Annotated in this window: 9 protein-coding genes; 5 read left to right on the forward strand and 4 right to left on the reverse strand. The window is 66.7% G+C overall.

The window, feature by feature from the left end:
- The 3 genes from BGN95_RS08570 to BGN95_RS08580 form a co-directional block, all read left to right on the forward strand.
- A partial coding sequence (locus tag BGN95_RS08570) for a DeoR/GlpR family DNA-binding transcription regulator (protein ID WP_286772382.1) occupies nt 1–784 on the forward strand: 784 nt, incomplete at its 5' end.
- Between the two features lie 323 nt (nt 785–1,107).
- Complete coding sequence (locus BGN95_RS08575; protein WP_179513865.1) at nt 1,108–1,545, forward strand: DUF983 domain-containing protein; 438 nt, start codon at nt 1,108–1,110, stop codon at nt 1,543–1,545.
- Nucleotides 1,535–2,902 carry an aminotransferase-like domain-containing protein gene (locus BGN95_RS08580; RefSeq protein ID WP_286772383.1) on the forward strand — a complete coding sequence of 456 codons (1,368 nt, stop codon included), beginning with the start codon at nt 1,535–1,537 and terminating at the stop codon, nt 2,900–2,902. The genes BGN95_RS08575 and BGN95_RS08580 overlap by 11 nt, the downstream gene beginning before the upstream one ends.
- A 192-nt stretch (nt 2,903–3,094) precedes the next feature.
- Here BGN95_RS08580 and BGN95_RS08585 read toward each other — a convergent pair whose 3' ends face one another.
- Genes BGN95_RS08585 through astD form a run of 3 tightly spaced genes read right to left on the reverse strand, consistent with a single transcriptional unit; the run spans nt 3,095 to nt 6,760 of the window.
- Nucleotides 3,095–4,060 carry an arginine N-succinyltransferase gene (locus tag BGN95_RS08585; protein WP_286772384.1) on the reverse strand — a complete coding sequence of 322 codons (966 nt, stop codon included), beginning with the start codon at nt 4,058–4,060 and terminating at the stop codon, nt 3,095–3,097.
- Nucleotides 4,057–5,346 carry an N-succinylarginine dihydrolase gene (locus BGN95_RS08590; protein WP_286772385.1) on the reverse strand — a complete coding sequence of 430 codons (1,290 nt, stop codon included), beginning with the start codon at nt 5,344–5,346 and terminating at the stop codon, nt 4,057–4,059. The genes BGN95_RS08585 and BGN95_RS08590 overlap by 4 nt, the downstream gene beginning before the upstream one ends.
- Nucleotides 5,339–6,760 (reverse strand): succinylglutamate-semialdehyde dehydrogenase, encoded by a 1,422-nt coding sequence (astD, locus tag BGN95_RS08595; protein ID WP_286772386.1) that lies wholly within the window; start codon nt 6,758–6,760, stop codon nt 5,339–5,341. Before astD ends, BGN95_RS08590 begins: the two co-directional genes overlap by 8 nt.
- Before the next feature lie 128 nt (nt 6,761–6,888).
- Here astD and BGN95_RS08600 point away from each other — a divergent pair, with 128 nt between their 5' ends.
- Both BGN95_RS08600 and BGN95_RS08605 read left to right on the forward strand, forming a co-directional pair.
- A complete protein-coding gene (locus tag BGN95_RS08600; protein WP_286772403.1) occupies nt 6,889–7,752 on the forward strand; it encodes a LysR substrate-binding domain-containing protein in 864 nt (287 codons plus the stop codon).
- Nucleotides 7,753–7,889: 137 nt separating this feature from the next.
- On the forward strand, nt 7,890–8,756 hold the full coding sequence (locus tag BGN95_RS08605) for a Ros/MucR family transcriptional regulator (protein ID WP_286772387.1): 867 nt from the start codon (nt 7,890–7,892) through the stop codon (nt 8,754–8,756).
- Between the two features lie 61 nt (nt 8,757–8,817).
- On the opposite strand, the gene BGN95_RS08610 is transcribed toward BGN95_RS08605, so the two are convergent.
- A partial coding sequence (locus BGN95_RS08610; RefSeq protein WP_286772388.1) for a TonB-dependent receptor domain-containing protein occupies nt 8,818–11,512 on the reverse strand: 2,695 nt, incomplete at its 5' end.

The raw sequence follows: 11,512 nt of genomic DNA on the forward strand, positions 1-11,512 counted from the left end.
GCATGTCGAAGAACGTGATAGCCTGATCCTCAATCTGATCGGGAAGACCGGCTTCGTGTCGTTCAAGAGCCTGGAGGCGTCGATCCCCGCCTCGCCGGCGACGCTGCGCCGCGATCTCGACCGGCTCGAGGCGAAGGGCGTGATCCAGCGCGTGCGCGGCGGGGCGCGGCTGGTCGAGGACGAGGCGACGGGCGAGCGCGGTGACGTCCAGTCGCTCGCCGGGGTGCCGTTCCACGAGAATATCGATCGCAACCGCGCGCAGAAGGAAGCGATCGGCCGCGCCGCCGCGACGCTGTGCAAGCCGGGTGAATCGATCATCATCGACGGCGGATCGACCACGCTGCAGATGTGCAACCATCTCGCCGATCTGCATCTCCAAGTGCTGACCAATTCGCTCCACGTGGTCAGCGCCTTGCTGCCCCAGCCGGGGACGCGGATCGCGGTGCCCGGCGGATCGGTGTTTCGCGAGCAGAATATCATCCTCGGCATCGGCGGCGAGGAATGCATGCCACGCGTTTATGCCCCGCGGCTGTTCATGGGCGCGGCGTTCGTCGGCGCGCAGGGGGTGATGCAGGCCGATGTCGTGCTCGCCGCCGCCGAACGCCAGATGATCGACCGCGCCGAATGGGTCGCGCTGCTGGTCGACAGCTCGAAATTCGCCGCGCCCTCGGGATCGGTGGTGTGCGGGCTCGACGAACTCGATGTGGTCGTCACCGATGCCGGGATCAGCGATGTCCACGCGCGGATGATCGAACAGGCGGGCGTGGAGCTGATCATCGCCTGATCGGCAGCGGGCGCGGCGCGAGCGGCTCCACCCCACCGGCTGTTAAATCTGGATCACCCACCACCGTTCGCCCTGGGCTTGTCGAAGGGCGGCCCGAACTCTCGGGCGGTAGGACGCCCTTCGACAAGCTCAGGGCGAACGGTTTTCCTCTATCCGCACGATGCTCTGGCCGCCGCGCTGCCGGCGCAATGGCCCGGGCTCAAGGCCGGGGTGACGGAGACGTGCGACCATTTGTCGCGAATTTCCGCCGAACGTCGATCACCCCTAGCGCAACCGCTTTGCATGTCTTATGTATGGATCATTGTATGGCTCAGGAGCGAGCAATGACCGAAGAAATTGGCGGCGACAAGTTCAGGTGGATCCTCAAGAGCGGCTGGGAAGGGCTCTGCCCGCGCTGCGGCAAGGGCCATATGTTCAAGGCCTGGCTCAAGGTCAGCGACAAATGCGAGGTGTGCGGCCTCGATTATCGCTTCGCCGCGCCCGACGACGGCCCGGCGTTTTTCTCGCTGTGCATCGTCGCCTTCCCGCTGATCTTCTTCGTCGTATGGCTGCAGGTGGCGTTCGATCCGCCTTATTGGGTGCATCTCGTTACCTCGGTGCCGCTGATGCTGGCGGGCTGCGCGCTGCCGCTGCGCCCGATCAAGGGCTGGCTGGTTGCCTCGCAATATGTGAACAGGGCTCAGGAAGCCGGGACGGGCCGGCTGTGGGCGCAGCTTCACGGCCGCGACTATGAAGCGGGGAAAAGCGACTTTGACGACTGAGCTTTGGTTGCCGGCCCTGATCGACGGCGCGGGCGCCAAATATCAGGCGATCGCCGATGCGATCGAGACCGCGGTCGCGACGGGGAGGCTGCGCGGCGGCGACCGCCTGCCCCCGCAACGCGAGCTGGCGAGCAGGCTCAAGGTCGATCTGACGACGGTGACCAAGGCCTATGACGTCGCGCGGCAGCGCGGGCTGATCGAGGCGAAGGGGCGGCTGGGCAGCTTCGTCCGCGAACCCGGCGACACCAGCTTCGCGCAATTGCCGCAGGTTGATACCGGGATGAACATGCCCCCCGATCTGCGCGAGGGCGCGATCGGCAAGGCCATCGCCGACGGCACCACCGCGCTGCTGCGGCACAGCTCGGGCGCGCGACTGCAATATCAGCCGCCCGGCGGCGCGTTGCAGGACCGCATCGCCGGGGCGGAGCTAATCGCGCAGATCTGCACCGCGACGGTGGCGGAGCAAACGGTGCTCACCGCCGGCGGCCAAAATGCGCTCCACGCGATCCTCGCATCCACGCTCGAACGAGGCGATGCGATCGCCTGTGGCCGTTACGTCTATTCGGGGCTCAAGGCGCTGGCCGCGCGGCTCGGGCTGCGGCTCGTCGCGTTGCCCGAGATGAGCGCGGCGGCGCTGAAAGAGGCCTTGCGCGGCGAATCGATCCGCGCGCTCTATCTCGTCCCGACCAACGACAATCCGACCGCGCATACGTTGACCGCCGCGGCACGCGAGGCGCTGGCCGAGACCGCGGTCGCCGCCGGGCTGCAGATCATCGAAGACGATGCCTATGGGCTGCTGGCGGGCGATCGGCTGCCGACGCTGACCGCGTTCGCCGCGGCCAATTCCTGGTATGTCGCGAGCACGTCGAAGGTCATTTCCCCGGCGTTGCGGGTGGCGTTCGTCCGCGCGCCGACGGTCGAGGCGGCGCTTCGGCTGGCGGTCGACGTTCATGAGACGACGATCATGCCGCCCCCGATCAACGCCGCATTGGTCAGTAGCTGGATCAGGCAAGGCGCGCTCCAGACGCTTGTCGCCGAGATGCGCGACGAGGTGCGTGCCCGGCGCACGGTCGCCGGCGAGGCGCTGGGCGATATCGCTTATGCCGCGCACCCGGACGGCTATCATCTCTGGATCGGGATCGCCAACGGCGCGACCGGACGCGAACTGGCCGAGGCGATGCGCGGGCACGATCTGCAGATCATTCCCGCCGGCCGCTTCGCGGTCGACGATGCGCCTGACGATGCGATCCGGGTTTCGCTCGGCGGCGCGGCGGATCGCGAGGGGCTCGCGCGCGGCCTGCGGACGTTGCGCGGGCATCTGGTTTCGCCGGCACGGTTCAATCCGGTCGTGGCGTAAGGCGGACACGGTCCTGCCGCGCGCACACCCGTCACCCCGGCCTTGAGCCGGGGTCCATCGGGAGGCAAGCGCGGAGCAAAAGGCTCTGGTCGCGGAACCTGAGGCACGATGGACCCCGGCTCAAGGCCGGGGTGACGAAGCACTCAACACAATCCGCTCGAAAGAAATTCGACGTGCCGGCGGGAGTTAAGCCTACCGCCCCTCTCCGCCAGCAACCTGCCACACGCGAAACGCACGCCCCCGCCCCTGCGCCACGAGCGGTTGCGCATCGTCGCTCACCAGCGTCGGCAGCGCCGCCTCGACCGGGCGCGATTGCCGGACGGTGCGGATCTGGTCGGTGCGCGCCTGAACCGTCGGGCCGGCGTCGAAAATGTCGCAATAACCCTCGTAGACGAAGCCCTCCGCCTGGAGCAGCTTCAGCGCCGGCACCGAATTGTCGTGCGGCCGTCCGATCGCCGCGCGCGCCGCCGCGGGCAGCATGCTGGTGTAGATCGGATAGCGCGGCATCAGATCGGCGATGAACTGGTTGCCGTGCATCGCATTGTGCAGATCCGCCTCGAGGAAGCCGCTGCCGAAGAATGGCCCCGCCACCGCCTCCCAGAACGGGCTCGACCCGTCTTCGACCCAGCCGCGCAGATCGGCGATGACGGCATCGCCGAAGCGCCGGCGATGCTGGGCGATGAACATATAGCGGCTGCGCGCGAGCAACGCGCCGAGCCCGCCGGCGCGCGCATCGGGGTGGAGGAACAGCCCGCCGACCTCGGACGCGCCGTCGAAATCGTTGACGAGATGGAGGATCTCGGTCGAGAAACTACGGTCGAGATCGCGCGACACATGCGTCACCCGGCTGACCTTGTAGCTGTAGAACGGCCATTTCGCGCCGAGCCGCGAAAACAAACTCGCGGTGCCGAGCACGCGGCCGTCCCCCGATTGAAGCACGAGGAGGTAGAATTCGTTCGCCGGCGTCGCGATATCGGCCGCGAGCGAAGCCTCGCTCCACGCGATCTTTTCGGCGAGGGTTTCGCGATCGGGGGGCAGATTGGTCATCCCGCCCCCGGTCAGCGCGGCAAGCGCGAGCAAGGCGTCGAGATCGTCGGCGCGCACCGGGCGCACGAACGGCAGGTCCGCGCTGCGATCGAACCACGCCGGCGCGGTCACAGCTCGCCCGCCTGAAAACCGAGCGCGGACAATAATGCCGCGCGCGCCGTCTGGCATTGATGCCAGAGATCAGCCTCGCCCAGATCGTCCGGCGCGATCCGCTCGGGCCAGTGGCGCGCGACCATCGCCTCGATCAGGTCGCAGCGGCGCTCATCGAGCAGGAACCGCGGGTCGATCGCCGCCTCCGCCTCGGCATCGACCGCGACGCGCAGGCGAAGGCAGGCGGGCCCGCCGCCGTTGCGCATCGATTCACGGACGTCGACCACTTCGAGCTGGGCGATCGGATTGTCAGCCGCCCTGACCTCTTCGAGCCACGCCCAGACCTCGGGGGTCTCGTGCGCTTCGAGCGGGAGGATCAGCGCCATTCCGCCCGCAGCGAGCGTCACGAGCTGCGAGTTGAACAGATAGGAGCGGATCGCCGCATCGAGGCTAACTCGCCCGGCCGGGGCTTCGATGATCACCGCACCCGGCACTCTTGCCAGCAGATCGCGATAGACCGTATCGCGATCGGCGAAGGCGTGTTCGTGGGTGAACAGCACATTTTCGTTCGCCACCGCGACGACATCATTGTGGAACGCACCGGCGGCGATCGCGACATCGCTTTGCCGGACGAGCGCGATGTCGCCCTCCGCCAGCCCGTGCCGGCGCCCCACCGCGGCGCTGGCGGCACGATGCTGCCGCGCCGGAAATGGCCCCGACGAGCGCTCGCCGTAAACGAACATTTCGAGGCTGCGATCGGCATGCGACCGGCCGATGCGCATGAAATTGGCCGCGCCTTCGTCGCCCAGCCCCACCGGCAGCGCGGGGTGAACCGCGAAATAGCGCGGATTGGCGAACGCCAGCCGCAATTGCCGCAACGTCTGATCGTGCTCGATGCTGCGGTGGAGCATCGTCGACAGATTGGCGACGCTCAAATGGCACCGCCCGTCACGTGTATCGGGCGCGGGCGAGACGGTGGCGGCGTTGGCGGTCCACATCGCCGAGGCGGACATCGCGTTGCGCAACAGCGCAGGTTCCTGTGCCCAGGCCGAGCGGCACACCGCAGTGTCGTCGCCGGCGAAGCCGAGCGCGCGTAGCCAGCCGATGTCCGGCCGGGCATGCGGCAGGAACACCCCCTGCGGCAGCCCCAGCGCGAGCATCCGGCGCATCTTGGCGAGCCCTTGTAGTGCGGCCGCGCGCGGCGCCGAAACGCCCCCCGCATTCTTCGCCGACGCGATATTGCCGAGCGACAGCCCGGCATAATTATGGCTCGGGCCGACCAGCCCGTCGAAATTGATCTCACGCATCGGCGATGCCCTTGATATCCGCGGTCAGGTCGGCGAGCCGCCCGGCCTCGAAGCTCGCGACGGGATAGGCGCAATAATCGGCGGCATAATATGCGCTCGGGCGGTGATTGCCCGACGCGCCGACCCCGCCGAACGGCATCGCGCCGCTCGCCCCGGTGGTCGGCCGGTTCCAGTTGACGACCCCGGCGCGCGCGCGGCTGAGATAGCGCGTCCAGTGCGCCTCATCCTCGGAGACGAGCCCCGCCGCGAGGCCGAAAGCGGTATCGTTGGCGGCGCGGATCGCCCCGTCGAAATCCGCCACCCGCCGGACCTGGAGGACGGGCGCGAAAATCTCCTGATCGGGCACGTCGATCCCGGTCACGTCGAGGATCACCGGCGTCATGAAGGCGGGCGAATATGCCGGCAGATCGCGCGTCGCCAGGACTGGCCGCGCGCCCGCGTCGACCAGTCCCGCCACCGCGGCGCGCGCGCGGTCAGCGGCGGCGGCCGAGATCAGTGGGCCGAAGGTCGGTTCGGGTGTCATATCCCACGGCCCGATCCGCATCCGCCCGGCAAGCGCGACGACCGCCTCGACGAAAGCTTCACCGATTGCGCCTTCCGGCACGATCAGCCGCCGCGCGCATGAGCAGCGCTGCCCCGCGGTGATAAACGCAGATTGCGCGACCACCGACGCCACCGCCGCCGGATCGCCGTCCCACGCGATCAGCGGGTTGTTGCCGCCCAGTTCGAGCGCGAGGATCACATGCGGGCGATCGAGCATCGCGCGGCGCAGGATCGTGCCGGTCGCCGCCGAGCCGGTGAACAACAGCCCGTCGATATCGCCCGCGATCAGCGCCGCGCCGGTGTCGCGCCCGCCCTGAACGACTGACAGCACCGCATCAGGCACCCCCGCCTCGCGAAACAGCCGCGCCATCAGCGCGCCGGTCGCCGGGGTTTCCTCGGACGGCTTGAAGACGATCGCATTCCCCGCGAGTAGCGCCGGGACGATATGCCCGTTGGGCAGATGCCCCGGGAAATTATACGGGCCGAGCACCGCCATCACCCCGTGTGGCCGATGCCGTAGCACCGCATGGCCGAACGGCTGCGCATTGGTGCGCGATCCCGCGCGCTCGGCCTGTGCAGCGATCGAAATCTCGACCTTGCCGATCATCGACGCGACTTCCTGCCGCCCCTCCCACAGGGGCTTGCCAGTTTCGCGCGCGATCGTCACTGCGAGTTCTTCCGCGGTCGCTTTCAACCGGTCGGCATAAGCCCGGACGATTGCAATCCGCGCGTCGAGATCGGTCTCGCACCAATCATCGAATGCGCGCCGCGCGGCGGCGAGCGCGCGGGTGACGGCCGCGGCATCGTCGACCGCACCTTCCCACAGAATCTCGCCCGTCGCGGGGCAGGTCGATCGCAATATCTCGCCCATCATTTCTCTCTCATGCGGATTTGACATGATTTCCCACCTTACGGGGGATAAACAGTCCTGTTATGCGCATATGCATATGAGTATCACGCATGAGATATGACGACCGCCGCCGATTGCCACCGATGGCGATGCTGCATTGTTTCGAGGCGGCGGCGCGGCTCGGGTCTTTCTCGCGCGCGGCGGAAAGCCTGCATCTGACGCAAAGCGCGGTCAGCCGGCACATCTCCAATCTCGAACAATGGCTCGGCGCCGCGCTCTTCGCCCGCACCGGGCGGCGGGTGGCGCTGAACGAGACCGGCCATGCGTTCCTCGAAGATATCGGCCCGGCGCTGGCCGGAATACGCCGCGCGACCGGCAGGCTGATGGACCCCGAGCCCGAACATATGATCGAACTCGCGGTATTGCCGAGTTTCGGGATGCGCTGGCTCGCGCCGCGGCTGCCACGATTGACTCAGGCGCATCCCGATCTAGTCGTCAATCTGTCGGCGCGTACCGATATCTTCGATTTTACGCGCGAAGCCTTCCACGGCGCGATCCATGTCGGCGGCGCCGACTGGCCGGACGCCGAACATGACCTGCTGTTCAGCGAACTTGTGGTACCGGTCGTCGCACCGGCATTGCTCGAACGCCACCCAATCTCTTCGCCGGAAGACTTTCTTCACGTTCCGCTGCTCGTGCAGTCGCAGCGCAGAGATGCCTGGGCGCGCTGGTTCGCGATGTTCGGTCTGCCCGGGCCGGAAATCGAAAATCTTCCCAATGCCAGTCATTTCCTGATGCTCGCGCAATCCGTGAAAGCCGGCGGGGGCGCGGCGCTGTTGCCCAGCTTTCTCATCACCCCGGAATTGACTGCCGGGGAACTGATTATCCCGTTTGATGCGCCGCTGATCGAGGAGCGCAGTTATTGGCTCGCCTTTCCGGAAAGTAGCAAACGGATCAAAGCCTTCGCACTTTTCCGGGAGTGGTTGCGACGGGAATGCCAAGATCCCGATTAGCCCGACATGCCGATCAACGTTCGATCCGACATTCAAAACCGCCCGAATTTACAAAAAAAGGGGGTTTTTCTTAGTCGAAAAGTAATCCAAGTATCGCATGCCCGCTAATCCGGCCTTTTCTCGATACGGAGTCCCAGATGGCAGAGAATGAGCAGCCCGATCTCACGCAGCTGACGGTACAGTTGCTGAGCGCCTATGTCTCGAACAACTCAGTCCCGAACGAGGACCTCGCGAAACTGATCGCGGCGACGCGGACGGCGCTGGGCGGGGCGAGCGAGCCAGCCACGCCCGCCGCGCCGGAATTCGAACCGGCGGTGACGGTGCGCAAGAGCCTCGCGTCGCGCGATCACATCCTCAGCCTGATCGACGGCAAGCCGTACCGCAGCCTGAAGCGCCATCTCGGCTCGCACGGGCTGACGCCGGCGGAATATCGCGAGCGCTACAAGCTTCCCAAGACCTATCCGATGGTCGCCCCCGGTTATTCGGAAGAACGCCGCGAAGTCGCAAAGCGCCTCGGGCTCGGCCGCAAGCCGACTGCTCCGGCGGCGGCGCCTGACGCGAAGACGACAGCGGCTCCCGCTGCGGCGCGCCCTGCGCCGGCCAAGAAGCCCGCCGCTGCGAAAGCCCCGGCGAGCGCGAAAGTAGCCGCGCCGGCCGCCGCCAAGACGGCAAAGCCGAAGGCCGCCGCGCCGAAGAAGGCGACCACCGCCCCGGCGGCGGCAACCGCCAAAGCGTCACCTGCGGCGGCAGCGCCCGCCAAGCCCGCGAAGCCCAAGCGCGCCGCCAAAAGCAGCGTCCCGAAGCCGGCGGCCGCCCCGAAACCGGCAGCGGCCGCAAAACCGGCAACCGCTGCGAAGCCGGCGGCAGCAGCAAAGCCGGCAGCCTCAGCGAAGCCGGCGGCCGCACCCAAGGCTGACGGCGCGGCGGCGCCCGCCAAGAAGCCGCGCAAGCCTAGCGCACCCAAACCGGCGGCAAAGCCAGCGGCAGAGCCGGCAGCGAGCTGACCAATAGGTGGTGCCTGCTCATCTGGAGCGGGCACCACCCGACATACGCGACGATTGCCGCTTAAAATGCGATCTTCGCGCCCAGCGAGAAATAGCGCCCGATCACGTCGTAGAAGGGCGAATAAAGCGATCCGTTAGGCGGCTGCTTGTCGAACAGGTTCGACACATTGGCGTAAATCTCGATCTTGTCCCTTCCGTCCGACGCGATTTTGGCGCGCGCGAGGAGATCGACATACGAATAAGGCGCGATGTGGTTATTGACCAGATTGACCGTCGAGTTGAAGTTTCCCGGCGAGATATAGCGCATCCGCAATTGCGCGCCGAATAGATCGCTAGCGTATTCGGCACTTGCGTTGAGCCGCCACTTCGGGACCCCGAGGCTGAAGGAATCGCCCTGCGATCCGGCATATTCGATCGTGCTCACGCCGTCGTTGACCCTCAGACTATCAACCCAGCTCGCGCGGAGCCGCAACGTGATCGTCCCCGGCGGCCCAGCGGCGACGCGGAGCGGGAAGGTCTGCGAAAGATCGGCGTCGATCCCGTCCATGCGATATTCCGACAGGTTCACATAAGCGGTCGTGATGCGGACGATATTGCCGTCCGCATCGCGCTCGACACGCCCGCACAGCGCCTGATTTCCGTTGTAACAGCGGACGACCAGATCCTGCGCGGAGATCGTGGTGATTACATGATCGATACGGATCTTGTAATAGTCGAGCGAAAGACGAAATCCGCGCAATCGATGCGGCGAATAAACGAATCCGGCGGTGAAGCTGGTTGCGGTTTCCGGGCGCAGATCCGGATTTCCGTTGTTATTGGTGAGGGCATAGATGCTGACGTTCTTCACCGGATCGATGACGGTATTGTAGCCGATCGTCGACTGAGTGAAGAGTTCGGACAAGTTCGCCGAACGAATGTCCCGCGACCGCGCGAGCCGCACCTCGAAACCCGGAAAGACCTCATTCGTCACGCCGAGCTTCCACGACCAGATCGCGCCGGTGGTATCGTAGCTCGACAGCCGCGCCGCCGCATTCACCTCGAGCTTGTCGAACATCGGGCGATCGCGAAGCAGCGGCACGAGGATCTCGCCAAAGGCTTCCTTGACGGAGAAACCGCCGTTCATCGGGGTGAAGTTGAAGGTGCGGAACGCGCGCGCGAGATCGAAATCGCCGACCGTCTGCCGGACCGTTTCGCGGCGCGCCTCCAGCCCCATGGCAACCGAGACCGCGCCCGCCCAGAGCGTCACCGGCTCCCCGCGCAAGCTCACGCCGCCGATGTCGAGCCGCGTCGTCGAGCGCTGACGCGGCGTCCCCAGGACGAAGCGGAGCGCCTGCGCCGACGGTGCGCCTTCGCCGAACAGGTTGAGCGGGATGCAGGGGCTCGACGGGTCCGCGAGCTTGATGCGGCACACCGCTTGGCCCGTCGCGGGATCGCGCACAGCGTCGACCGCCTGATTGAAGTTCGCGCCGATGACGAAGCCGGGCGCGTCGAGATCGTTGCGATATTCGCCGTGGCTGTAATAGCCGCTCCAGCGCCAGTCTCGCCCGATCGTGCCGTCGAGCGCGAGCGTCCCCTGCGTCGTGACGCGCTCGAAATCGATGCGCGGGAACGGGAAATCGGCATTGAACCGGCCCATCATGAAGCCGGTTTCGCCGGCCGCGAGCAAATCCGCGCGCACCGCGTCCGGCAGGAAGGCATTGTCTCGCGAAATGAAGATGTTTCCGCGGTTGTTGTCGCCGAACCAGATATAATTGTTCCACATCCGCGACCGGCGCAGCTCGGCGGTGACCTTTACGCTGTCGCTGGCCAGGAAGCTAACGCGGCCGAGCGCGCTATATCGCCGCTGCGGCGTCACGAGCGGCGCCATGTCGTCGTTCGACGGCCCCTCCCCGCCGATCATCTGGCTGCCGACCACCGTGCCGTAGCGAAAGTCGCGCAACGAGCCGTCGCGATTGAACACCTTGCCGGCCAGCACCCCGGTGGTGATCAGGCCCCCGCGCGCGGCATTGGCGATCCCCACGTCGGGCACCAGCATGAACCTGCCCGGCCCGACGGCGACGCTCGCCCAGCGCCCGACGTTCGCGCGCGACGTCTTGGGGATGCCGCCGTCATTGTCGAGATATTCGCCGCCGATCGTTATATGGCCGCGGCCGCCGGCGAAATCGGCGCCGAACGCGCCTTCGAACCGACGCTCCGCCGCATCGCCGCGTGAGGAAATCCCGGTCTGCGCGCCGAGCCTCCCCCCTTTGAGTCCTTCGTCGAGCACGATGTTGACCACCCCGCTCACCGCGCCCGAACCCCAGGCCGCGGATGCGCCGCCCGTCACGATATCGACCGATTTGACCAGCACCGTCGGCACGGTGTTGAGATCATTGTCGCTCGAGAAGCGCCGCCCGTCGAGCAGGACGAGCGTGCGGTTGATCCCCAGCCCGCGAAGATCGACGGGGGCCATGCCCGCGCTCGTATTAGTGCCCGATGTCTGGGGCGAAATCGTCCCGCGGAATTGCGGGAGATCGTTGAGGATCGCGGCGACATTGGCGCGCGCGCCGATCGCGAAATCCGATCCGGCGATATGCGCGGTCGGGTTCGGCCCCTCGAAGCCGGGCGTATCGATCCGCGACCCGGTGACGACGATATCGACCGGCTCGACCGGCTTGATTGTGAGCGACGCTACGGGCGGCGGCCGACGGAAGCGGCGCACCGCCACCGTCGCCTTGCGATCGGCGGCGATGATGAAGGAACCGCCGGCGGTCTGC

It is taken from the genome of Sphingomonas sp. 66-10, from assembly GCF_001897045.1.
Lineage (GTDB): Bacteria > Pseudomonadota > Alphaproteobacteria > Sphingomonadales > Sphingomonadaceae > Sphingomonas > Sphingomonas lycopersici.